The organism is Streptomyces lincolnensis (assembly GCF_001685355.1).
Lineage (GTDB): Bacteria > Actinomycetota > Actinomycetes > Streptomycetales > Streptomycetaceae > Streptomyces > Streptomyces lincolnensis.
Genome location: NZ_CP016438.1, coordinates 7934752 through 7957152, shown reverse-complemented (window position 1 = coordinate 7957152; position 22401 = coordinate 7934752). Strand labels below are relative to the sequence as shown.

General features: G+C 70.0%; 21 protein-coding genes. 13 read left to right on the top strand and 8 right to left on the bottom strand.

All coding sequences use genetic code 11. The annotated features are described in order from the left end of the window. Window positions 1-16: 16 nt before the first annotated feature. The 3 genes from SLINC_RS35190 to SLINC_RS35180 are packed head-to-tail and all read right to left on the bottom strand — an operon-like array spanning window position 17 to window position 3224. Window positions 17-880, bottom strand: a complete 864-nt coding sequence (locus SLINC_RS35190; RefSeq protein ID WP_067442064.1) for a carbohydrate ABC transporter permease — start codon at window positions 878-880, stop codon at window positions 17-19. Continuing rightward, complete coding sequence (locus SLINC_RS35185; protein WP_067442060.1) at window positions 877-1875, bottom strand: carbohydrate ABC transporter permease; 999 nt, start codon at window positions 1873-1875, stop codon at window positions 877-879. Before SLINC_RS35185 ends, SLINC_RS35190 begins: the two co-directional genes overlap by 4 nt. Then, window positions 1872-3224, bottom strand: coding sequence for an extracellular solute-binding protein (locus tag SLINC_RS35180; protein ID WP_067442057.1), 1353 nt, complete (start codon window positions 3222-3224; stop codon window positions 1872-1874). Before SLINC_RS35180 ends, SLINC_RS35185 begins: the two co-directional genes overlap by 4 nt. 411 nt (window positions 3225-3635) lie before the next feature. Here SLINC_RS35180 and SLINC_RS35175 point away from each other — a divergent pair, with 411 nt between their 5' ends. From SLINC_RS35175 to SLINC_RS35135, 9 genes are all read left to right on the top strand, one after another. Beyond that, window positions 3636-4652 (top strand): hydroxyacid dehydrogenase, encoded by a 1017-nt coding sequence (locus SLINC_RS35175; RefSeq protein WP_182449236.1) that lies wholly within the window; start codon window positions 3636-3638, stop codon window positions 4650-4652. 174 nt (window positions 4653-4826) lie between these two features. Continuing rightward, entirely contained in the window at window positions 4827-5933 is a 1107-nt protein-coding gene (locus tag SLINC_RS35170) for a LacI family DNA-binding transcriptional regulator (RefSeq protein ID WP_067442051.1), read from the top strand. A gap of 385 nt (window positions 5934-6318) precedes the next feature. Continuing rightward, window positions 6319-7653 carry an ABC transporter substrate-binding protein gene (locus tag SLINC_RS35165; RefSeq protein WP_067442047.1) on the top strand — a complete coding sequence of 445 codons (1335 nt, stop codon included), beginning with the start codon at window positions 6319-6321 and terminating at the stop codon, window positions 7651-7653. Window positions 7654-7671: 18 nt separating this feature from the next. Beyond that, window positions 7672-8556, top strand: coding sequence for a carbohydrate ABC transporter permease (locus SLINC_RS35160; RefSeq protein ID WP_067442043.1), 885 nt, complete (start codon window positions 7672-7674; stop codon window positions 8554-8556). Next, window positions 8556-9461: a carbohydrate ABC transporter permease gene (locus tag SLINC_RS35155; RefSeq protein ID WP_067442040.1), complete on the top strand. Its 906-nt coding sequence runs from the start codon at window positions 8556-8558 to the stop codon at window positions 9459-9461. Before SLINC_RS35160 ends, SLINC_RS35155 begins: the two co-directional genes overlap by 1 nt. After that, window positions 9458-11044 (top strand): glycoside hydrolase family 43 protein, encoded by a 1587-nt coding sequence (locus SLINC_RS35150; RefSeq protein ID WP_067442034.1) that lies wholly within the window; start codon window positions 9458-9460, stop codon window positions 11042-11044. Before SLINC_RS35155 ends, SLINC_RS35150 begins: the two co-directional genes overlap by 4 nt. Before the next feature lie 206 nt (window positions 11045-11250). Then, window positions 11251-12291, top strand: coding sequence for a LacI family DNA-binding transcriptional regulator (locus SLINC_RS35145; RefSeq protein WP_067442031.1), 1041 nt, complete (start codon window positions 11251-11253; stop codon window positions 12289-12291). Window positions 12292-12373: 82 nt separating this feature from the next. Next, the gene (locus SLINC_RS35140) at window positions 12374-12844 is read left to right on the top strand and encodes a hypothetical protein (protein ID WP_067442028.1); all 471 of its coding nucleotides are present in this window, start codon (window positions 12374-12376) and stop codon (window positions 12842-12844) included. Further along, entirely contained in the window at window positions 12829-13155 is a 327-nt protein-coding gene (locus tag SLINC_RS35135; protein ID WP_152038978.1) for a hypothetical protein, read from the top strand. Before SLINC_RS35140 ends, SLINC_RS35135 begins: the two co-directional genes overlap by 16 nt. Window positions 13156-13175: 20 nt before the next feature. Here SLINC_RS35135 and SLINC_RS35130 read toward each other — a convergent pair whose 3' ends face one another. From SLINC_RS35130 to SLINC_RS35120, 3 genes are read right to left on the bottom strand one after another with little or no spacing between them, the layout of a single operon-like run. Next, window positions 13176-13757 carry a hypothetical protein gene (locus SLINC_RS35130; RefSeq protein ID WP_067442022.1) on the bottom strand — a complete coding sequence of 194 codons (582 nt, stop codon included), beginning with the start codon at window positions 13755-13757 and terminating at the stop codon, window positions 13176-13178. Further along, the gene (locus tag SLINC_RS35125) at window positions 13750-14325 is read right to left on the bottom strand and encodes a hypothetical protein (RefSeq protein ID WP_067442019.1); all 576 of its coding nucleotides are present in this window, start codon (window positions 14323-14325) and stop codon (window positions 13750-13752) included. The genes SLINC_RS35130 and SLINC_RS35125 overlap by 8 nt, the downstream gene beginning before the upstream one ends. Before the next feature lie 51 nt (window positions 14326-14376). After that, on the bottom strand, window positions 14377-15330 hold the full coding sequence (locus tag SLINC_RS35120) for a DMT family transporter (RefSeq protein WP_079164890.1): 954 nt from the start codon (window positions 15328-15330) through the stop codon (window positions 14377-14379). A gap of 106 nt (window positions 15331-15436) precedes the next feature. Here SLINC_RS35120 and SLINC_RS35115 point away from each other — a divergent pair, with 106 nt between their 5' ends. The 3 genes from SLINC_RS35115 to SLINC_RS35105 all read left to right on the top strand — a co-directional run bounded on the left by SLINC_RS35115 (window position 15437) and on the right by SLINC_RS35105 (window position 17574). Next, entirely contained in the window at window positions 15437-16045 is a 609-nt protein-coding gene (locus SLINC_RS35115) for a TetR/AcrR family transcriptional regulator (protein WP_067442015.1), read from the top strand. Window positions 16046-16115: 70 nt separating this feature from the next. Then, window positions 16116-16916: a hypothetical protein gene (locus tag SLINC_RS35110; RefSeq protein ID WP_067442012.1), complete on the top strand. Its 801-nt coding sequence runs from the start codon at window positions 16116-16118 to the stop codon at window positions 16914-16916. A gap of 58 nt (window positions 16917-16974) precedes the next feature. Next, a complete protein-coding gene (locus SLINC_RS35105) occupies window positions 16975-17574 on the top strand; it encodes a DinB family protein (RefSeq protein ID WP_067442009.1) in 600 nt (199 codons plus the stop codon). Here SLINC_RS35105 and SLINC_RS35100 read toward each other — a convergent pair. After that, window positions 17571-21254 (bottom strand): NACHT domain-containing protein, encoded by a 3684-nt coding sequence (locus SLINC_RS35100; protein ID WP_067442006.1) that lies wholly within the window; start codon window positions 21252-21254, stop codon window positions 17571-17573. The genes SLINC_RS35105 and SLINC_RS35100 overlap by 4 nt on opposite strands. A 185-nt stretch (window positions 21255-21439) precedes the next feature. On the opposite strand from SLINC_RS35100, the gene SLINC_RS48645 reads away from it, so the two are divergent. Next, window positions 21440-21613 (top strand): hypothetical protein, encoded by a 174-nt coding sequence (locus SLINC_RS48645; RefSeq protein WP_170068289.1) that lies wholly within the window; start codon window positions 21440-21442, stop codon window positions 21611-21613. A gap of 271 nt (window positions 21614-21884) precedes the next feature. Here the strand turns inward: SLINC_RS48645 and SLINC_RS35095 are convergent, their stop codons facing one another. Continuing rightward, a complete protein-coding gene (locus SLINC_RS35095; protein WP_159425385.1) occupies window positions 21885-22400 on the bottom strand; it encodes a hypothetical protein in 516 nt (171 codons plus the stop codon). Window position 22401: the final 1 nt, after the last annotated feature.

Sequence of the window (22401 nt, the reverse complement as noted above, 5' to 3'; positions counted from 1 at the left end):
GGATGGGGAGGAGGGGCTACTTGAGGCCCGAGGTCGACATGCCGGCGACGAAGCCGCGCTGGGCGACGAGGAAGATCAGCAGGATCGGCACGACGTACATCACGGAGGCCGCGGCCTGGAGGTTGGTGATGGGCGTGCCGGCCGAGGAGACATAGGTCGTCATGACGGCGACGGCGAGGGTGGACCTGTCGGTGGAGAGCAGCAACTGCGGGGCGATGTAGTCGCCCCAGGTCCAGGTGAAGGCGATCACGAAGCTCGCGGACAGCACCGGCCAGGACTGCGGCAGGAAGATCCGCCAGAAGATCGTGCCGTAGCCGCAGCCGTCGACGATCGCGGCCTCCTCCAGCTCGCGGGGCAGCCCGGCGAAGAACTGGCGGAACAGGAAGACCAGATAGGGGGCGGAGGACAGGCCCCACAGCACCCACGGCCAGTACGTGTCGACCATGCCGAGCTTGGCGAAGATCAGGTAGGTGGGCAGCAGGGTGATCATCTGGGGCAGCATCATCGAGCCGATGAGGATGCCGAACAGCGTCTTCTTGCCGGGCGCGGACAGCCGGGCGAAGCCGTAGCCGACCCAGGCGGAGCTGAGGGTGACCAGACCGGCGTAGACAAAGGCGATGATCAGGGAGTTGCGGGCGTAGCCGAGGAAGTCGATGAGGTCGAAGGCGTCGGCGAAGTTGTGCCACTGGATGTGCGCGGGCACCCAGTGCACGGGGGCGGAGGCGAGTTCGGCCGGGGTCTTCAGACCGGTGAGCACCAGCCAGCCGAAGGGGCCGAGGAACAGTCCGGTGACGGCGACCAGGACCGTGTAGAGGATGAGGCGGTTGGCGCGTATCCGCACGCGGACCGGGGACTTGGGGGTCAGGCTGGTGGCGGTCACTTCTTCGCCTCCGGGTCGACGTTGTAGAACACCACACCGGACGTGAACCTGAAGATGAGACCGGTCGCGATGAGGATCAGGACGAAGAGCACCCACAGGAGTGCGGAGGCGTAGCCGTAGCGGCCGAGCGCGAAGTACTGCGAGAACACGTGGATCATGTACGTGTAGTTGGACTGCGGGACCGTGGTGAGGCCGCCGGTGGTGGCGAGGGGTGCCAGCAGCATCGGCATGATCGTCTGGACGGAGGCGATCACCCCGGTCACGGTCTGGAAGAGCAGGACCGGTGACAGCAGGGGCACGGTGATGCTGCGGAAGGTCCGCCAGGCGCTCGCGCCGTCGATGCGGGCCGCCTCGTGGAGTTCGCGGGGCACGTCCTGGAGCCCCGCCAGCGAGATGATCATGATGTTTCCGGCGCCCCAGAGCACCGTCATGATGAGCACGTAGCGGGCGTAGGGGTCGGCGAGCCAGCCGATGGCGTCGAAGCCGAAGAACGTCAGGACGCCGTTGGTGGCACCGGCGTTCTGGTCGAAGAGGTTCTTGAAGGCGATACCGGCGCCGACCGGCGGCACCACCGCCGGCAGATACAGCAGGGTGCGGAACAGCCCGCGGGCCCTGATCGGCCGGTTGACCAGGACGGCCAGGCCCAGGCCCGCGACGATCGACAGCGGCACCGAGACCACCGCGAACAGCCCCGCGCGACCCAGGGAGTCCCAGGTCACCGAGTCGTTCATCAGCTCGCGGTAGTTGCCGAGGCCGACGTAGTGCCAGTTCGGGGAGATACCGTCGAACGTGGTGAAGCTCAGCCACAGCGCGTACGCCATCGGCACGATGGTCAGCAGCAGGAACCCGACGATCCACGGCGCGACGAACATGTAGAACGCCCGGTGTCTGCGCGCGGTCATCGTGGCCCCGGCCCGGCCCGCGGACCGGGTCCGGCCGGCCGACGCGGTGGCACGGGGCCGGTCCGCGACCGTGGACATCTGATCGACCGTCATCCGACCTGCTCCTTGCCGCGCTTGAGCTGCTCGTTGAGCACCGAGTTGAGTCGTCCGGCGAGGGTGTCGACGGAGATCTCGCCCGTCATCGCGGCCGGGGCGACCTGGTTGAAGAGGGCCTCGAAGGAATCGCCCGTGGTGTACGGGGAGAAGGCCACCACCGAGAAGTGCTTCAGCTCGTTCTCCTGCACCTTCAGCACGCGCTTCTGGTGCTCCGCCTTCGCCGGCATCAGCGGGCGCAGGGACTTCAGGGTCGGGATGCCCCAGCCGCCGGAGGCGCGGGCCTTGGCCGGTGCCTCGCCGAAGTACCACTCGAAGATCCGCCAGGCGGCGTCCTTGTGGGGGGCCTTCTTCGGCATCCACAGTCCGGTGCCGGCCTGGCAGGCGCTGACCCGCGGACCGCCCTCGAAGACCGGGGTGGGGGCGAGCCGGGAGACCTCCGCCAGCTTCTCGTCGGTGGCGATCATGCCGCCCATCCAGTAGCCGGAGTTGCACATGGCCAGCCGTCCGGCCTGGTAGGTGGGCCCGTCCCAGCCGTTGGGGTCGGGCATGATCGGGCTCGCCCCGACCTTGAGCTTGCAGTACTCGATGTACCAGCCCAGGGCCTTGCGGGCCTCGGGGGTGGTGAAGTCGATCCGGGAGAAGTCGTCGCTGAAGAGGCTGCCGCCGGCCGACGCCGTCAGGGTCGACATGAGGGTGGCCTTGAGCAGACCGTTGTAGGTGCCGCCGAAGAGGCTCGTCTGCCCCTTGGACCGCTGGACCAGGCGCTGGGCGGTCTCCAGCCACTCCTCGTACGTGGTCGGTTCCAGCTCCGCCGGATAGGCGACCCCGTGCCTGTCGAAGGCCGAGGTGTTGTACCAGTACATGGAGTCCTGGGAGAAGTCCTTCGCCATGCCGTACCGCGGGCCCTTGCCCTGCGTCCTGCCATCGAAGCGCCACAGGTCGTTGACCGGGTCGAGGTCGTCCCGCTTGAGCACGGCGCTTTTGGCGAAGTACGGGTCGAGGTCCTCCATCACCTCCCGGGCCGCGAAGTACGCCGCGTCCACGGCTCCCACACCGCGCACCAGGTCCGGCGGGTTGCCGCTGGTGAGCATCGCGATCAGCTTGGTGATGTCGAAGTCGACCCGCTTGATCGCGATACCGGTGTCCTTCAGGGCCTGCTGGACCAGGTCCGGGGTGATGTCGTCCGCCTTGACCATCATCGTGATGGTCTCGCCCGAGCCGCCGCCGACCCCGCTGGACACCTGCATCGCACAGCCGCTCAGGGCCGCCGCGCCGCCCACCGCGCCGGCGGCGGAGAGGGAGAGAAATCGGCGGCGGCTCATGGGGGCACCGGCATGGGGGCGCATGATCGCACCACCTCCTGCTCTGTTGCTTCGACCCGGTCTAGCAACCGGTTGCTGAACGTTGGGGCAGAGCTTCGACCCTGTCCGGAAACGGCGTCAAGAGCCTTGACGAATTTTCGAAAAGACTGTGTAACCTCGACGTCACGGGCCGACCGGCCGAACAGGGCCGGTGGGACGCAGCCTGAACCGCATCAAGGACGAGGCCCGGGCCGGGCCGTTTGCCACGGCCTCACTTCGGGAACCGGTTGTTGTCACCGGAAACGCGCTTGGCGACGCCAGGGAGCGTCAGCCGGCAGAGCCCCCGTCGACCCCTCGCCCCAGCCGATCCCGTCGATTGACCACCCATCACCGGCAGATCTACGGTAGAAGACGTTTTCTGAAACTGTTTCCACCCAGTGTGTTGTCAGGAGAGACATGCCCACCCCGCCGCCCCCCAGAGCCGTGTTCGCGATGGATCCGGTGCACCTGCCCCTGCTCTTCCCGCCGCCGCTGATGACCCGGCTGACACGGGCGACCGACCTCGACCCCGCGCTCGTCGTACGGGACTTCACCGATCCGGCCGCGGCCGACGCCCTGGCCCACGCCGAGGTGCTGATCACCGGCTGGGGCTGCCCGCGCCTCGACGCCGGGGTCCTTACCGCGGTCCCCGGACTGCGCGCGGTCCTGCACGCCGCGGGCTCGGTCCGCTCCCTGGTCGGCGACGCCCTGTGGGAACGCGGGATCACCGTCTCCAGCGCGGTGACCGGCAACGCGCTGCCGGTCGCGGAGTACACCCTCGCGATGATCCTGCTCGCCGGGAAGGACACCTTCACCCACCGCGAGCGCTTCCGCACCACCCACGGCTACCCGACGACCCACGCCGAGACCGCGCACACCGGCAACCTCGGCCGTCGTGTCGGCGTCATCGGTGCCTCCCGCGTGGGCCGCCGACTCCTGGAACTGCTGCGGCCGTTCGACTTCTCGGTGCTGCTGCACGACCCGTACGTCAGCCCCGCCGAGGCCACCGCGCTGGGCGCCGAGCTGCTGCCGCTGGAGGACCTGCTCCGGCACAGCGACATCGTGACCCTGCACGCCCCCGACATCCCCGAGACCTACCGCATGCTCGACGGCGACCGGCTCGCCCTCGTCCCGGACGGCGGTGTGCTGATCAACACCTCCCGGGGTGCCCTGATCGACCCGGACGCGCTCACCGACGAGCTGGTCTCGGGCCGGCTGCACGCGATCCTCGACGTCACCGAGCCCGAGCCGCTGCCCGCGGGCTCCCCGCTGTACCGGCTGCCCAACGTCTTCCTCACGCCGCACATCGCCGGCTCGCTCGGCAACGAGCTGGAGCGGCTCGGCCGGATCGTCGTGGAGGAGGTGGAGCGCCTGGCCGCGGGGCTGCCGCCGGTCCACGAGGTGCTGCACTCGGACCTGGCCCGTGTCGCGTGAGCGGCCCGTGGACCGGCCGGGACTCCCCGGGGAAACACCGGGAAACCATGGGATACGGTTTCGCCACCGGCGCGGAACGGACGGCGCCCCACGGACCTCGCGAGGGTCCATGAGGCCGGCCCCGCTCCCCCGGTCCTGGGGCGAGTCGGTCGCGAGGGTGAAGGAGCCGCAACGGTGAGTCAGCGCAAGGCGACCGGGGACGCCGGACGGGCCACCATCCGCGATGTGGCCCAGCGGGCGGGCGTCTCCGTGGCCAGCGTGTCGCGCGTCCTGTCGGGCAACTACCCGGTCTCGGAGGAGCTGCGCCGCCGGGTGATGAAGGTCGTGCGGGACCTCGACTACGTCACCAACGCCCACGCCCGCTCCCTGGCCGGCGGCGGTACGCCGACGGTCGCCATCCTCATCAACAACATCACCGGTGCCGCCTTCGCCCACGTGGCCAAGGGGGTCGAGGGCGCCGCCACGCTGCGCGGCTGGCTGTCCCTGGTCGGCACCACCGGCGACGACCCCGAGCGAGAGCTCGCCCTGGTCAACCTGATGCGCCAGCAGGGCGTGGCCGCGGTGGTGCTGCTCGGCGGCGCGTACGACTACGACGAGTACCAGTTGCGCATGGCCCGCTTCGCCCGCTCCCTGGACGCGGCCGGCTCCCACCTCGTCCTGGTGGGCCGGCCGCCCCTGGAGGGGGACGTCCCGGCGACGACGGTCGACTACGACAACGAGGGCGGCGCCTACGCCATGGCCAGTCATCTGCTGTCGGCCGGCCACCGCAGGGTGCTGGTGCTGCCCGGTCATCAGGAACTCACCACAGCCCAGGGCCGGTTGAAAGGCGCCCGGCGCGCCTTCGAGGCCTACGGCGTGCCCTTCGACCCGGGCATGGTGCGCCACGGTCCGTACGACTACGAGCACGGCTACGACGCCGTCGAGGAGAGCCTGCGCGAGGGCCTGGACTTCACGGCGGTGCTCGCCGGCACCGACGTGGTCGCCGCGGGCGCGACGCAGGCGCTGCGCGCGGCCGGGCTGCGGGTTCCCGAGGACGTCTCGATCGTCGGCTACGACGACATCCCGCTCGCCTCGCAGCTCACGCCCCAACTCACCACCGTGCACGTGCCGTACGAGGAGATGGGGCGGGTTGCCCTGCGCGCGGTCGCCGACCGGCGCGAGGGCGGCTCGGGTCGCCGCAAGGGCGGCGACGGCGACCATCTGGTGCTGGGCACCCATGTCGTCGTACGGAACTCCGTGCTGCCGCCGGCCCGGCGTGAGGGTGCGGACCGCGGCGAGTAGATAGCGTTTCGTAAACGGTTTCCATACGTTTTTCAGGGCCGCCCGGCTCACCCCGGGCTGCCCGCCGAGTGCCGTACGGATCTCCGCGGCACGGCTGCGACCTGGGCTGATGTAAGCACCGCAGCGTTCGGCCGACCTGCGCCCGTCCCTAACCTCGCGGACAAACCGGCGTAACAAATTGACGCGCACCTCTTGCTTTGGGTGGGGTCGTCCGCCTAGCGTCCCTGCAACCGCTTACTACAGCTTCTGCTTGGCCGATCCCCCGCAACCGCGAGCCGCTGGTTTCCGGCCGCCGTTCCCGGCCGGCACCGCGCCGCCACCCCCCGCTCCCCCTTCGCTCACCTCCCCTCTCTCTGAGCCCTACTTTCCGAAGGAACACGGTCAGATGAACTTCACCAGCCCCCGGAGAAGGTTCGCCCGCGCCGCCGCCGCGGGACTCGCGCTGACAGGTCTGCTCACCGCGTGCGGCAGCGGATCGGACTCAGGGGACTCCGACGCCTCGGGTCCGGTCACCCTCCCCTTCTGGGGCTGGGCCAACGGCCAGGACAAGGTGGTCGCGGCCTTCAACGCCTCGCACAAGGACATCCGGCTCAAGTACACGAAGGTCACCGACCAGCTGACCATGCAGAAGCAGCTGACCAACGCGGTGAAGGCCGGCAACGCCCCCTGCCTGGTGCAGAACACCGCGGAGTACGTCACGAGCTGGGTCTCGCAGGACGCGCTCGCCGACATCACCCAGTACGTCGAGTCGAGCAGGAGCAAGTTCAACCAGGGCTCCTGGGCGAGCGCCGAGGTGCAGGGGAAGATGTACGGCGTTCCCACCAGCTCCGCGCCGAACTTCACGATCTACCGCGCCGACCTCTTCAAGAAGTACGGGCTCAGGGCCCCGGCGACCTGGGACGAGTTCATCGCCGCGGGCAAGGAGCTGAAGAAGCACGACGTCAAGATCACCAACTACGCCGGTGAGGACCCGAGCACCCTGGAGGTGCTCGCCATGCAGGCCGGCGCGCACTGGTACGCGATCGACGGCAACGCCTGGAAGGTCGACTTCCAGGACCCGGGCACCCTGAAGGCCGCCGAGGTGATCCAGGAGATCATCGACAACGACCTCAACTCCAAGCTGTCCTTCGCCGACTACGCGGCCGTCCAGCGCAACTACGACAACGGCGGCACCGCGACCCGGCAGATCTCCACCTGGCAGATGGCGGGCATGGTCGCGAACTTCACCAAGTCCTTCGGCGACTGGGCCGTGGCGCCCTGGCCGACGTTCACCGGCGAGGCCGCCAAGACGCCCGCCCCCACCAACCTGACCGGCAGCGTGAACCTGGTGACCAAGGGCTGCGCGCACAAGGAGCAGGCCGCCGAGGCCGCTCTGTGGATGTCGACGAACACCGGCGCGGTCAAGACGATGGCCAGCCCGGAGACCGGCAACGGCGTGATGCCGGCCCTGGCGAACAGCGACACCTACGTGCCCGAGGCGATCTCCGAGAAGCTGCTCGGCTCGAACTACCAGCCGGCCCAGCAGGTCGTGAAGGACAGCCTGGGCACCGTCACCACCGACTGGACCTTCGGCCCGAACTGGACGGCGATGTTCACGGAGATGCAGGCGGGCTGGGCCAAGGTCGTCAACAAGGAGCAGAAGGTCACCGACCTGCTCGCGCACATGCAGCAGTGGACGGTCAATGACCTGAAGTCCCGCGGCATCAGCGTCAAGGGCTAGAGGCCAGGACACCCACTGATGATTCGCTCACTGCGCTGGAAGGGTGCCGCGTTCACGGTGCCCTTCCAGCTCGGCTTCGTCTTCCTGTATCTGCTGCCGATCGGCTACGCCGTTTACCAGTCGCTGTTCCGTGTCCAGCAGTCCGGACTCGGCCTCGGCGGCTCGACGGAGGAGTTCGCCGGCCTGGACAACTACCAGCAGGGTCTGACCGACTCGGCGTTCATGGGCTCCGTCCTGCGCGTGGTGCTCTTCGCCTGTGTCCAGATCCCGGTGATGCTGCTGATCAGCCTGGTCCTGGCGCTGCTCCTGGACGCCGTCACCTCGCGGGTGGCGAGCCGGTTCCGGATCCTGCTGCTGGTGCCGTACATGATCCCCGGTGTGGTCGCCGCGATCGTGTGGCTGAATCTGTACAGCCCGGACGTCGGCCCGCTCACCCCGCTGGGCAAGATCTTCGGCTTCGACTGGAACTTCTTCGCACCCTCGATGGTGTGGCCGTCCATCGGCAACCTGCTGACCTGGCACGGCATCGGCTACAACATGGTGATCATCTACTCGGCGCTCCAGGGCGTGCCGCGTGAGCTGTTCGAGGCCGCGCGTCTCGACGGCGCCTCCGAGCGGCGGATCGCGCTGAGCGTCAAGATCCCGTTCGTGCGGGGCGCGCTGGTACTGACCGGGATGCTGTCGATCATCCAGATGCTCCAGATCTTCAACGAGCCGGCGCTGTTCCGGAACGTCACTCCGCAGACGGTCAGCGACAGCTTCACCCCGATCATGATCATCTACAACCAGGCGTTCAACGCCGGCAACTACCACTACGCCGCCGCCCTGTCGGTGCTGCTCGCCCTGATCCTCGGCGTCGCCTCCTTCCTGTTCTACCGGTTCACCTCGAAGGAGGCCGACTGATGACGCTCACCGAAGACCGTGCGAAATCCAGCCAGGTCCGCCGCCTCAGCGCGCCGGACCCGGTCTCCCGGACCCGCGGCAGCCAGCGCTTCCTGCTGGTCGGCCTCTCCCTGGCCAGCGTCTACAGCCTGTTCCCGGTGTGGTGGCTGATCGTCGCCGCCACCAAGGACCGCACGGGCCTGTACCAGTCCAACGGCCTGTGGTTCTCCGGCTGGCACCTCTGGGACAACCTGCGTCAGCTCTTCACCTACGAGGACGGCATCTTCCTGCGCTGGACGGCCAACTCGTTCCTGTACGCCGGTGTCGGCTCCCTCGGCGGCACGCTGCTGGCCCTGGCCACGGGCTACGGCCTGGCGCGCTTCGACTTCCCGGGCCGCAACGTGGTGTTCGCGGCGGTGGTCGGCTCGTTCCTGATCCCCATCGCCCTGCTCACCCTGCCGCTGTACCTGCTGTTCTCGGACATCGGCCTGGTCGACACGCCCTGGGCGATGCTGATCCCCTGCCTGATCAACCCCTTCAGCGTGTATCTCGCCAAGGTGTACACCGAGGCCACGATCCCCTTCGAACTCCTGGAAGCGGCCCGTATCGACGGCGCCGGCGAACTGCGGATCTTCTTCAGCATCGTGCTGCGGATGATGACGACGGGCGGCGCCACGGTCTTCCTGCTGGCCTTCGTCAACACCTGGAACGCCTTCTTCCTGCCCCTGACGGTGCTGCGCGGCGAGGAGAACTGGACGCTCAACCTGGGCCTGTACAACTGGTCCGGCAAGCGGCTGGAATCCGGCGTCGACCTGACCAGCCTGGTGCTGACCGGAGCGCTGCTGTCCATCGTCCCGATGGCGATCATGATGGTCGCGATGCGCCGCTACTGGCGGTCCGGGGTGACCATGGGAGCCCTGAAGTGACCCTGGCGCGCAATCCCGTCATCCGCGGCTTCGCCCCGGATCCGTCGCTGGTGCGGGTGGGCGACTGGTACTACGTGGCGACGAGTTCCTTCGAGTGGTTCCCCACCATCCCCCTGCACCGCTCCCGGGACCTCGTGCACTGGGAATACGCGGGCCATGTGCGGGGCGCGGTCCCGGGCGACTCGCTCGCCGGGGTGCCCGACTCCGGCGGCATCTGGGCGCCGTCGCTGAGCTGGGACGGCGAGCGCTTCTGGGTGGTCTACTCGGTCGTCCGCTCGGTGGGCACGCCGTACTTCGACACGGACACCTACGTCTCCACGGCCACGGAGATCGACGGCACGTGGTCGGCGCCGCGCCGGATCGCGAGCCACGGCTTCGACCCCGCGCTCTTCCACGAGGACGGCCGGCTCTGGCTGCTCAACCTCCAGAACGACCACCGTCCCGGCGGCCGGCGCTTCGCGGGGATCGTCCTGAGGGAACTGGACCGGCGGACGCTCGCCCCCGTCGGCGACACCCACCTGCTCCTCCAGCACGAACGGCTCGTCGAGGGGCCGAAGGTGGTGCGGCGGGACGGCTGGTACTACCTGGTGCTGGCCGAGGGCGGTACGGGGTTCGAGCACGGGGTGCTGGTGGCGCGCAGCCGGGCGCTCACGGGACCGTACGAGCTCGACGACCGGCCGCTGCTGACCTCCCGGGACGACCCGGCGCTGCCGTTGCAGAAGGCGGGACACGCCGAGCTGGTCCGGACCCCGGACGGGGACTGGGTGCTGAGCCATCTGGTGGCCCGTCCGCTCGCGACACCGGACGGGCCGCGCTGCCCGCTCGGCCGGGAGACGGCGGTCCAGGCGCTGGTGTGGGACGCGGAGGGCTGGCCCCGGATGCGGCACGGGGGTGTGCATCCGGCGGTCGAGGTCGACGTGCCCACGCGGCGGCAGGAGCTGGAACCGCGTGAGCCCGCCGACCCGTTGGGGTGGCCGTGGAGCACCCTGCGCGGATACCCGGACCCGTCCTGGGCGGACGCCACGACACGTCCGGGGTGGATCCGGCTGACCGGGCGGCACGGTCCCGAGTCGTGGTGGGCGCACAGCCTGCTCGCCCGGCGGATCACCGAGCACCGCGCGGAGGCCGAGGTCACCGTGGAGGCGGATCCCGGGACGTTCACGCAGGCCGCCGGGCTGGTGCTCCGGTACAACACCGAGGCGTATCTGAGCCTCGACCTGACCTGGGCGGAACCCGAGGGCGAGGGGCAGCGCGGGCAGCAGTGGCGGGGCGGGACGGGCCGCAGAGTGCTCGCTCTCGTCGAGCGTGAGGAGTTCGGCACCCGGCAGGCGGCCGTGGTCGACGTGGACACGGCCGGGCCGCTGACCCTCGGCGTCACCGTCGAGGACGGGGAGGCGCGGTTCTGGTACGTCCGAGGCGGGGTCCGGACGCCGGTCGGCCCGCCGCTGGACTTCACCCGGCTCTCCGACGACTACGGCAGCAAGCTGCGCTTCACCGGGGCGATGGCCGGTATCCACGCCATGGACCTCGTCGACGCGGCGTTCACGGCCGACTTCACGGGATTCCGGTTGACCTGCTGGTAGGTGACCTGCTGGTGGGTGACCTGCTGGTGGGGAAGTCCCCACGCCCGTCGCCCTGTTCGAAGTTTCGAAAGTCAAGGACCGACAAGACCTGCGAAGTTCGGCCTCTTCCCGACCACCTGCTGCGTACCTAGGGTAGGAAGCGCTTACTATTCAGCGCTGGTCGAAACTTTCCATGGCCCTCGGGCGGGCCGGAGAGGTGGTTCCCGATGGGCCGTACGGGAAGTGCGAGCGCGACGACCGGGCCGACCCTGGCGGTCGTCGCCCGGGAGGCCGGCGTGTCCGTGCCGACGGCCTCGAAGGTGGTCAACGGCCGGGAGGACGTGGCCCCGGAGACCCGCCGCCGGGTGACGGAGGCGCTGGACCGGCTCGGTTACGTCCGCAGGCCCCGCTTCGACGCGGCGAAGGCATCCGGTCTGGTCGACCTGGTGGTGCACTCGCTGGACACCTCCTGGTCGGGCGCGGTGCTGCACGGTGTGGAGGCCGCGGCGCACGACGCGGGTCTGGAGGTCGTGGTGTCGGCCGGCCTGAACCGGACGCGCAGCGGGCGCCCGGAGCGGGGCTGGCTCGACAAGCTCATCGCCCGCGGTTCGTCCGGGGTGCTGTTCAACCTCGCCGAACTCACCGACTCCCAGTACGCCTGGCTCGACCAGCACCGCATTCCGTACGTGCTGATCGACCCGGTGCTCGAACCGCCGCCCGGTGTGGTGTCGGTGGGCGCGGCGAACTGGCACGGCGGGGTGACCGCGACCGAGCACCTGCTGTCGCTCGGCCACGAGCGCATCTCCGTCATCGCCGGTCACCAGCGCAAGATGTGCAGCAGCGCCCGCGTCGCCGGCTACCGCTCGGCCCTGGCCGCCGCGGGGCTCAGACACATCCCCGAGTACGTCCGCCACGCCGGCTTCGACGAGAGCGTCGCCCGCCTGCGCATGCTCGAACTCCTCGACCTCCCCGAGCCCCCCACCGCCGTCTTCGTCTGCTCCGACCACATGGCCCTCGGCGTCTACGAGGCCCTCGCCGAACGCGGCCTGTCCGTCCCCGCCGACATCAGCGTCGTCGGCTTCGACGACCTCCCCGAGTCCCGCTGGCTCACCCCCTCCCTCACCACCGTCCGCCAGCCCCTCTCCGAAATGGCCGCCACCGCACTGCGACTCCTGGTCCGCATGATGGACGGGGAGCGCCCGGAGAGCACCCGGACGGAACTGTCGACGCGGTTGGTGGAGCGGGCGAGTACGGCGCGGGTGGGCTAGCTCGGCGATTTTTACTCGACTTGACCTTCTGTCCAACCGTCGCTTGTTGCCCGTCGGGACGGTCGGTGATGCGATCACCTGCATGAAGAAGATCTTGACACTCACCGCCGCCACGGCGTTCGCCGCTTCGCTGCTGTCGGGGACCGCGGTCGCCGCGCCGATGCCCGTTCAGCCGCACCCGTGGGACAAGCGGGTCAAGTGCCAGACCGACGACCCGGAGGACAGGCACATCGTCACCCGCTACGGGAACTCCGCGCTGGGCTGGCACCACTTCTCCGGCCGCCACAACATCAAGAAGTGCTCCACCCTGTACGCGGCCCTCCACGGTCGCGTGGACCGGAACGACCACCACGGCCACCTGGAATACGATGCCGTCGTGTTCGAAACGGGTGTGCCGAGGCCGCGGCAGGTGAAGATCACCGTCGTCGTGCAGTACACGCGCAAGACCACGGACGGCGACTACGACGCCGGTCGCGGCCAGAAGATCGGCGTCATCACGGCGTACTGCCACAACCAGCCGGGAAACAAGTGTCCGGCATGGGCGAAGCTGTGACCCCACCCGAACCGGACACCGAGCAGGCGGCCGCGGGCCGCCTGCTCGACCTCGTTCGCTCCCTCGTCACCACCCACGTGTCCTGGAAGCCCCTGCTCATCGGCGCGGTCATCACGGGCGACGACCACATGCGCCTCTACTTCCGCTCCCCCGAGCGGGACCGCACCTACGGCGTGGACGTCCTGATCAGCCAGACGGGCCCCGGCCTGCTCGGCGCCCTGACCTCCCCGGCGTACCTGGCGAACGAGTACCTGCACCGCCCTTCCGACGACCCCCACTGCGACGTCCTCGTGGACCTCACCGACTACTGAACCGGCCCGGCGTACGCGGGTCACCTGTCCGGCAGTTCGATCACCAGGGCGGGCCGGTCCTGGTAACGCGGCCAGGCCAGGGGATAGTCGAGGTGGCCGCCCTTGGCCGGTACGTCGAACAGGGCGATGCCGTCGACTGACTCGCCGACGAGGTAGTTCTTGTCCAGGGAGACGCATCGCGGCACCGACCTGTGGCACTCGGTGGGGTCCTCGACGCGCTCGCGTGAGGGTCCCACCCAGGCGAATCCCTTCCAACTGGCGGAGTAGGGGCCGCGGTTCTCGATCCTGAGGTCGAGCAGCAGGAAGTAGCGGGTCCGCGGGCGGTCCACCTCGCCGTACGCCTCGGTGGCCTCCGTGCGGTAGGTCGCGTCGCGCACGGTGATGCGGAAGGTGGCGTCCGGCTCGTGGGCGGGTGTGCTGAACTCGCCCGAGCCGCCCATCGTCAGCCGGAGGGTGGACGCAGCGGGCGATCCGCTCGGCTCCTCCTCCGCTCCGGTCCCGGTCGCGCTGTCGCAGGCGCCGATCGGGAGGGCGACGAGGAGGAGTGCGACGGCAAGTCGTGTGCCGAGTCGTGTGCCCCGTCCGCTCGCGCGCTCACGCATCGGGCAGCTCGATCGACAGCAGGGGCGTGTACGGCGTGGACTCCCGGTACGAAGGCCGGTACGGAGGGAAGAGGAGGCGTCCGCCCTTCTCCGGCAGGTCGTAGAGAGTCGGGCCCTGTGCCCACTGCCCGGGCGGGAAGCCCTCGTTGAGCGTGCGGTAGTCCTGGCCCGGGAGGCAGCAGGTGGCGGCGGTGACACGCCGGTCCCCGGAGTCGGACACCCAGGGGAAGGTGTGCGGTGACATCTCGCCGGGAGCGTCGCCGATGTTCTGGATCCGCAGACCGACCACGGCCAGAACGGCTTCCCGGGGTTTGATCACGACACCCAGAGGACCTGGCGGCGACTCCTTCATGTACGCCACACTCCGCACCGTGATCCGGAAGGTGGTGCCCTTCTCCCCGTCGACCGGCCGCGTGTCGACCTCGCGCGTCTCCCCCACACCCACCCGGACCGTCCGCACCTTCGGTTCGGCGTCCTCACCACCGCCGCCGCACCCGGTCACACCCCCGAGCAGCAAGCCGACCGACAGCCCCGCCGTGGCGGCGGCCTTCCCCCTCAGACACCGCATGTACCCATAGTCGGGATACGGCCGCGAGGCGCCAGAGGTACGACGTCACCGTCACCCCCTGCACGGCACCCGGTCGGCCCGGCGGGCCGCAGTGACCCCGTCGGCATCAGGCGCCGCGCCTTCACCCGAGCCGCCCCCCTTCGGCCCGCCGTGCACGACGGCGACCGCCGCGAGGGCGACCGCGAGACCCACGCCCGTCTGGACAGTGAATGGTTCGCCGAACATCAGGGCGCCCCAGACGGCGGTGACCGGAGCCATCAGGAACATGAGGGTGTTGACCCGGGTCACACCGGAGCGGCGCAGGACGAGCCAGTAGAGGCCGTATCCGCCGAAGGTGGAGAGGACCACCAGCCAGGCGGTCGCGATCCAGAACGAGGAGTCGGCGGGAGGCGCGGCGGCCCCGGTCAGGAGGGCGGCGGCCGTGAAGACGACGGCGCTGGTGGTGCAGTGCACGGTCATGGACACCAGCGGGGCGACGGATGTCCGGGAGCGCTGGTCGAGGAAGGTCGCGGCGACCAGGGAGAGCATCCCCGCGAAGGGCACGAGGTACGTCCACCAGGCGACACCGGTCATCGCGGAGGCGTCGGCGGTGGTGACGAGGGCGACGCCTCCGAGCCCGAGGCAGAGGCCGAGCCACTGCCGGGCGGACACGTACTGGCGCAGCAGCGGACCGGCCAGGGCACCGGCGACGAGGGGCTGGGTGCCGTCGATCAGCGCGGTCGTCCCGCTGGAGACGCCGAGCTGGATCGCGTAGTAGACGGTGAGCAGGTAGCCGCTCTGGGAGAGCAACCCGATCACGCCCTGACGGCCCACGTCACGCCGGGTCAGCCCCCGCCACGACCGCCTGCCGCGCCAGACGACGGCCACGGCGGCGAGCACGACGGCCAGGGGCAGGAACCGCCACATCAGGAGGGTCGGCGCGTCCGCGGTCTGCGTGCCCAGCTTGGCTCCGACGAACCCGGAGCTCCAGCACAGCACGAACGCGACGGAGAGCAGGAAACCCATGGGATACCACGCCCATCAGTGAGTCGGTACGGTACGACCCGTCGACTAGACAGATCGGTATACCTTGCATCCTCGCCCACTATACAGATCGGTATAGTCTTGAGCCATGGGCACCGAGCCGCGGCGGAACCCCCGCCCCACCCGCATCACGATGACCCCCGGCGCGCGCCGCGCCCTCGCCGCCGCCTCGCGGCTGTTCTACGAGCGCGGCATCCACGCGGTCGGCGTGGACCTGATCGCCGCCGAGGCCGGGGTCACGAAGAAGACGCTCTACGACCGGTTCGGCTCGAAGGAGCAGATCGTGGTCGAGTACCTCGCCGACCGCGACGAGCGCTGGCGGGCCTACGTCGCGGAGGAGCTCGCGCGCGTGGAGCCGGGCACCGTCGACCGCGTCCTCACGGTCTTCGACGCCTCCCGCACCTGGATGACCGACAGCAGCCCCAAGGGATGCAGCATGGTCAACGCCCACGCCGAGATCAGCGACCCCTCCCACCCGGCCTACGCCATCATCACCGGCCAGAAGCAGTGGATGCTGGCCCTGTTCACCGACCTGGTACGCGAGTCGGCCCCGGACCATCCGGCCGCCGACCTCGCCCGCACCCTCATGCTTCTCCACGAGGGCGCCCTCGTCGCCCACGGCCTGCGCATCTTCCCCGACCCGATCACCCACGCCAGGGACGAGGCACGCGGGCTCCTGACGTCGGTCACGCCGTGATCATGCCGGGGCCGGGGCCAGGCGCCGGGGGACGTCCTCACTGTCGGACCCGGCGGTTAGGGTCCCGGTCATGCGGATCACGAGTGACGGCTTCGAGTGGGTGGGCGAGGAGTTGGGCCGGGGGTTCGACGGCTTCTGCCTCACGATGGTCAAGGGCCTCAGCCATGTGGACCTGGCCGTCAGCCTGGGCGCGGAGCCGGGCGGCCTCATGAGTGCGGACACGACACGGGAGATGCTGGAGCTGCCTCCCGGGCCGTGGGACCTGCCGGAGCCGGCGATGCTGGGGCGGACCGTCGACGGCTGGGCCTTCGCGATCGAGTCACCGACGGGGAGCGACCAGGCCCACCGGCTCGGCCCCGGCAGGGACATGGGGGCGGCGCACACCGTCGTACGCGTGTGGGACAGCACCATGGACCCGCCGGTCATCACTGCCACCGTCGACGGCCGACCCGACTGGACGTTCTGGGAGTACAGCACCGACCACACGGACCACCCCCTCACCCGCCGCCTCACCCTCGGCACCGGCGACGTGCGGATGGCGGACGTGTACCGGGCCATGGGCGAGCACTACGGCCTCTCCCTCCCCCGCCGGGCCATCATCGACCGCCTCCTCCCCCACGCCTTCACCGAACCGAGGGTGCTCACACACGCCCTGGCGGCCTGCCCGGTCTGCGGCCGCGAGATGGTCCCGCACCGCGGCGACCCCCGGACGCCGGACGCGTTCCGCCTCGTCTGCGTCTTCTACAGGGTCCGTGACGCCGGCGGCCATCCACCCGAGGGCTGCCCGGGAGAGATCAGTGGCGCCGCGCTGGCGGGAGCGGTGCGCGAGGAGCCGAACCCCAAGTACGACAACGTCCGCATGCCGGACTAGGGCCGGGCCGTGTCCGACGGGAGCGGCATTGTCAGTGCCGGCTGGAACACTGCCGGGCATGACCGAACCCAACCCGAAAGCCGACCTCCTGCGCTACCTCCAGGACGGCCGCGACGCCCTGCTGTGGAAGCTCGACGGACTCTCGGAGTACGACGTGCGCCGCCCCCTGACCCCCACGGGCACGAACCTGCTGGGGCTGGTGAAACACGTCGCCGGTGTGGAGCTGGGGTACTTCGGCGACACCTTCGGGCGGCCGTTCTTCGACGGGAAGGTGCCGTCCTGGTGGTACACGGAGGACGCGGATCACAACGCGGACATGTGGGCCACGGCGGACGAGTCGCGCGAGGACATCGTCGGGCTGTACCGGCGGGCCTGGGAGCACTCGGACGCCACCATCGCCCAGCTGGACCTGGACTCCGTCGGGCACGTGCCGTGGTGGCCGGAGGAGCGGCGGGAGGTGACGCTGCACCACATCATGGTCCGCGTGCTCACCGACACCCAGCGGCACGCCGGCCACGCCGACATCGTGCGGGAGCTCATCGACGAAAGCGCCGGGCACCTGCCGACCAGCGACAGCCTGCCGCCCGGTGATCAGATCTCCTGGGAGGAGTACCGGCGGCGGCTGGAGCGGGCGGCGCGGGAAGCCGGTGACAGCTAACCCCCCGTTCGGCCCCAGATGCTCTCCACCTCGGCGAACTCGGCCTCGTAGGCGTCCGGTCGGAGAGCGGGGCGCAGATATCGGAGGTCGGAGGGAAGCAGGAGGCCGAAGGCCGGGGCGGGGAGCGCGGCGAGGAGTTCCGGGGCGCGGGTGGCGAGCCAGTCGGTCAGGTCCAGTTCGGCGGCGACGCGGAGGAGGGCGATGACGGCGGCGGGGTGACGGGTGGCGTAGGCGGAGAGATCGAGGTCGTCGAGGAGGTCGTCGAACTCGCCGTCGAGTCCGGCAACGCCTACCAGGGAGGCCCATCTCCACGTACTGCTGGAACGGCCGGTTTGGGCCAGGTGCAGCAGAGCGCGCAGCGGGCTGCTCTCCTCACCGTGGGCGTCGCGCCGTTCGACCTCTCTCTGGAGGTCCGCGAGCATGAGGGTCAGGTCCCGGTCGACCCGCCCCACCGCGGCGTACACGCAGTCCAGAAGCGCCTCTCGGAGCCCGCCCGTGAGACCGGTACCGAGTTCGGCGACGCACTCACTCAGCTCACGCAGGACGCCCAGCAGATCCTCGTCCGACAACAGGGGGATGTCCGCGGCCAGCCGACGGCAGACGGCCTCCAGATATGTGTCGGCCTCGCCGGACGGCAGCATCGCGACGGCGTTCACGCACTGGGCATAGAGATCGGGCAACGCCGTCGCCGTCAGGTCGCGGGCCTGTCCCATGAGCAGGGCGACGAGCGACTGGGCCGCCGACCGCGGACGCCCGGCGTGGTCGGTGCGGTACATCAGCAGCGTGTGGGGCATCCGGCGCAGCAGCGGATAGACCGCGTGCAGCAGAAGTTCGGCATGGCGGTCGCCGAGGAACGTGAGCTGGGTGAACACCTCCGCCGCCGCGTCGTTCGACGTGATGACCGCCGGTCCGATGTCGTGGGCGTCCGGATCGTCGACCGTGCCGAGCATCCAGCCGAGGTGGTGGTCGAGGGACAGTGTCGGGGTCGTGCTGAGCCTCATGTCCGGCCGGAGTTCGGCGTCGTCGTCCGGGCTCGGCCGCCAGCAGCGATCGGGGTCGAGTGTGGAGGAGAGGAGTTTCCACGACTCCTCGGACAGCTGGGACCGCCACATCATCGTGCGCCGCCGCCAGGCGTCGCCCAGCCCCTCGGCCCCGAGGAACTCCGAGGCGTGCACCTCCCCCGCCGCCACGACCGCGATCAGCAACAGGTTGACCTCGTACACGGCGTCCCGGTAGGCCCTGGTCACGCGGACCGGGGCGTGGTCGGGGCCGCCGCGCTGTCCGGAGTGCCACTCGGCCGCCCGGAACAGCGAGACCAGCAGATCCTGGAGCCGGTGCCGGGCCCGGTCCTCCGGCCAGGCGGCGAGCATGCTCCAGAGGTTCTCCACGAGCTGGGCCCGGTCGGTGAGCGGAGTGAAGGACAGCAGCGCGTACAGCTCGCCGTCGCCCAGGTCTGCCGTGCCGTCGCCTTCCCCACGATCGGCCAGCCGCCGCAGGGCCTGGTCGATCAGCCGTGCCGCCAGGTGCTCGCCGAACGTGGCGTGCATGAACTCGTAGCTGCGCAGCCGTTGTTCGGTGACCACGGCCTGGGCCTCGTGGACGAAGAAGAACCGTCCGAAGACCAGCCCCGAGCCGGCCTGCTCCCCGTGCGCCGCCGGATCCGCCAGGGCCCGCAGGTCCCGGTCCGCCTCCTCGCCGCTGATGGCCTGCGCGCCGCGATGGAACATGCCGAGGGCGATCACCGACAGGTGGTGGAACTCCCGGTCGATCGCGGCGGCCTGCTCGTGCGGGGGCAGCGAGCCGTCCTTGTCCACCTGGCGTCGGACGAACTCGGTGAGCAGCCGGTCGTAGAGCTGCGTACGGCTGATGCTCTCGTCGTCGCCGAGTCGCTGGAGCGCGTTGTCGACGGCGTCGTACAGGGCGAGCATCAGGAGCAGGAGAGGCTGGGAGGCCAGGTCCCGGTGGGGCCGCAGGTCGGCCGGGGACAGCGGACGCAGGCCGCGCTGTTCCAGGTAGGCGGCGTTCGTGGTGTTCCAGATGGTCAGCCAGCGGTCGATCTCGGATGCCCCGAACGGCTCCAGGCGCAGCACCTGACTGCCCTCGGGGACGTCCGTGCGATCGGCCACCACGGTCCGGCTCGTCACGATCACGACAAGGGGGCGGCCGAGTTCGGCCTCGCGCTGCTGGAACCGCTGGACGTCCCGCAGATAGCTCCACTGCCGTGCGGAGTCCAGCCGTTGCGCTCCCGCCTGGAGCAGTTCGTCGAATCCGTCCAACAGCACGACCGGGGTCACGCCGGGCTGTTCCTCCGACCAGTCCGGCCAGCTCACCTGCCGTCCGGTGGCCAGCCTCAGGGCGTGTTCCAGCTGGGTCTGGACGTCCGCCTCCGCGGGCGTGTGCCGCAGTTCCACGCGCAGGTGCCGGAACTCCCGCGCGGGCAGCCGGGCCGTCAGCAGCTTCGTGAACAGGGACTTGCCCGCGCCCGGATGCCCGAGCACCAGGAGCGGGGCCAGCAGGGCGGGGAGGCTGAGCAGGTGGGCGGCGAGGAACCGCTCGAATCCGTCGTACGACGGCCGCTGTTCCCACCACTTGTCCGAGGCGATGGCCTCGCCGAGCACCACGTCCGATCCGACCAGCCGGAAGCGGGGGCTGATGTACGCGTCCGCGAGCAGCGGCAGGCGGGGGCCGGGCGAGTCGAGCGAGGCGATCGGGGCACGGAGCAGGGCGCGACCGGCGGTGGCGCACGTGCCCTGGCCCGCGAACTCCGCCAGCAGGGCGCCGAGTCCGGCCAGCCCGGTCCTGGGCGGGTCGCCCAGGCGTTCGCTCAGCGCGGCGCAGGGCAGTCCGGCCGCCAACGCGAACTCGGGGCAGGACGCGGCCAGCGGTGCGGCGGCGTCCTGGTAGTAGCGGTTGAGCCTCCGTGCCGTCTCGCCGGTCACGGTGTACCGAAAACCGTACAGAGAGGGCGAGGCGTCGCCGCCGCCGTCGGAGGCCCACGCGTAGAGGTGGGCGTAGTGGGCGTCTTGGGTCAGGTCCTGGATGAGGTCGAGCGCTTCCTCGTGGGTGGCTCCGTGCCTCAACACCGCCTTCGCGATCAGCACCACGCGCGCGGCCTGGAGGAGGGCGGCACGGTCGGTCCCGTGCGTGGCCCGCACCCGTTGTGGAAAGTCCTGGAGCAGGTCGTCGAGGACCGGGAGGGAGTCCGACGCCGCGGTCGGCGACTCCAGCAGCGCCTCCATCCGAGGGGTCAACTCCGGTCTGCTTTCCGCCAACAGGCGCATGGCCTCGGGGAGGGCTACGGCCGCCCAGTCACCGGCGACCGGCCTCGCCGTCGGAGGAACGGGAACGGGCCGGGGCTCCCGCGACCGGTGGATCGCCGAGAACAGCGCCGTCTCGACCGTCCGTTCCAGCTCCGCGTGCCGCGCCTTCCACACCCACTCGTCCAGGTGCATGCCCGGCGGTGATCCGGGGCCGTGCGACCGGGCGCACAGGCTCACGATCCGCCGGACCACGTCCCAGTCCGGCGCCGTCCGCCGTTGCCCGCCCAGCAGGCCCGAGACCGTGCTCTCGCTCAGGCCGAGCGCGGCGGCGATGTCCGTCTGCGGTACCTGGCACACGCGTACGAGCCGTCGGAGTTCCGCGCAGAAGTCCGCGATGGGACCCGCCGGTGGTGCGGTCAACTCCCCACTCCTTCACCCTCGACTTCACCTTCGACGCGGTTCGGCGGAGTTCCTCGAAGCGTACGGGCTGACCTGCGTCTCCTGCCGGGAGTTCGGTGGGATTCGGAATCCGGCGGCATCCCGGTCCGGTGCGGTGAACCTCGTTGCGTCAGCGGTTCGCCGTCACCACCACCGAAGGAAGTCCCATGGCCTTCCCGCCGTTTCACCTCCCCGTCCTGCTCGCGGTCCTCGTCTTCACCGCGCTCTACGTGGGAGTCGTCCTGCCCGCCGTCTGGTCACGCAAGCCGGCCCGCCGGAGCGCCGCGCTCAAGGTGCTCTCCCAAATCCTCGGAGCTGTCCGTCGATGGAGGAGGCGCTAGGGAAGTGCGATCAGGCAAGCCCGGCCGGAGTGAGGTATCGGGGTTCCATAGCAGCCGGTTCAGTCGTAGCCGCACTCACATTTCCCACGCCTACCAGTCCACTTGTCGCGGCTGCCGCAGTGGGCGCAACGGGTCGTTCCGCGAGAGGCGTTGGAGGACTTGAGCCGTTCCGACGCCGACCGCACCCCCTGAGCTCCCGCGCTCATGACGGCACCGGCGATCGCGATCACAACGAGCAGGAGGAGCAGGAGCACCACGACCATGGGGCATGCTAAGTCCGTCGCTGCAGCCCACGCCACCGCTGCTGCGACCCGCGTGGGTTGATGTCGGCGCGCATCGCGTCGCGGCACCGCCCGAACTGCTCTTTGACCTTCTGGATGTGGTCGGCGTACGCGCGCTCCGCGTCGACGTCGGGCACACCGTCTCGCAGCCCGCCGCGGACGGCGTTGCGGAAGTCGCGAAGGTGGCGGAAGTAGATCAGCGCCGGCTCCTCCACGCTGCCGGGAGAGTAGAGCTCGAGTTGGTGCCGTATCTGGTAGCAGCGCGCGAAGATCTCATTGGCCCGCGCTCGGCGTGCCGCGTCGGACAGTTCGCTGTCGGCCGCGACGCCCGAGAGTTCCCATCGCGCCTGGGAAAGTACCGTGAGGTACTCGGCGTATATCTCGCGTCGGGTTCTGCGCCCCTCGGACTCGGTGTCGTGCCGCACCTTGCGGATCTCCACCATGAGTGAGGTGCTCATCGCGATCGCGGCGCCCAACAAGGTGGCAACGAGAGTTGTCCATTCCACA

What these genes read in the sequence shown, in the direction of transcription:
- SLINC_RS35110 (WP_067442012.1), top strand. Translation starts at nt 16,116, where the DNA reads ATGCGGATCACGAGTGACGGCTTCGAGTGGGTGGGCGAGGAGTTGGGC.
- SLINC_RS35160 (WP_067442043.1), top strand. Translation starts at nt 7,672, where the DNA reads ATGATTCGCTCACTGCGCTGGAAGGGTGCCGCGTTCACGGTGCCCTTC.
- SLINC_RS35105 (WP_067442009.1), top strand. Translation starts at nt 16,975, where the DNA reads ATGACCGAACCCAACCCGAAAGCCGACCTCCTGCGCTACCTCCAGGAC.
- SLINC_RS48645 (WP_170068289.1), top strand. Translation starts at nt 21,440, where the DNA reads ATGGCCTTCCCGCCGTTTCACCTCCCCGTCCTGCTCGCGGTCCTCGTC.
- SLINC_RS35145 (WP_067442031.1), top strand. Translation starts at nt 11,251, where the DNA reads ATGGGCCGTACGGGAAGTGCGAGCGCGACGACCGGGCCGACCCTGGCG.
- SLINC_RS35155 (WP_067442040.1), top strand. Translation starts at nt 8,556, where the DNA reads ATGACGCTCACCGAAGACCGTGCGAAATCCAGCCAGGTCCGCCGCCTC.
- SLINC_RS35175 (WP_182449236.1), top strand. Translation starts at nt 3,636, where the DNA reads ATGCCCACCCCGCCGCCCCCCAGAGCCGTGTTCGCGATGGATCCGGTG.
- SLINC_RS35115 (WP_067442015.1), top strand. Translation starts at nt 15,437, where the DNA reads ATGGGCACCGAGCCGCGGCGGAACCCCCGCCCCACCCGCATCACGATG.
- SLINC_RS35130 (WP_067442022.1), bottom strand. Translation starts at nt 13,757, where the DNA reads ATGCGTGAGCGCGCGAGCGGACGGGGCACACGACTCGGCACACGACTT.
- SLINC_RS35180 (WP_067442057.1), bottom strand. Translation starts at nt 3,224, where the DNA reads ATGCGCCCCCATGCCGGTGCCCCCATGAGCCGCCGCCGATTTCTCTCC.
- SLINC_RS35125 (WP_067442019.1), bottom strand. Translation starts at nt 14,325, where the DNA reads ATGCGGTGTCTGAGGGGGAAGGCCGCCGCCACGGCGGGGCTGTCGGTC.
- SLINC_RS35185 (WP_067442060.1), bottom strand. Translation starts at nt 1,875, where the DNA reads ATGACGGTCGATCAGATGTCCACGGTCGCGGACCGGCCCCGTGCCACC.
- SLINC_RS35135 (WP_152038978.1), top strand. Translation starts at nt 12,829, where the DNA reads ATGGGCGAAGCTGTGACCCCACCCGAACCGGACACCGAGCAGGCGGCC.
- SLINC_RS35165 (WP_067442047.1), top strand. Translation starts at nt 6,319, where the DNA reads ATGAACTTCACCAGCCCCCGGAGAAGGTTCGCCCGCGCCGCCGCCGCG.
- SLINC_RS35140 (WP_067442028.1), top strand. Translation starts at nt 12,374, where the DNA reads ATGAAGAAGATCTTGACACTCACCGCCGCCACGGCGTTCGCCGCTTCG.
- SLINC_RS35120 (WP_079164890.1), bottom strand. Translation starts at nt 15,330, where the DNA reads ATGGGTTTCCTGCTCTCCGTCGCGTTCGTGCTGTGCTGGAGCTCCGGG.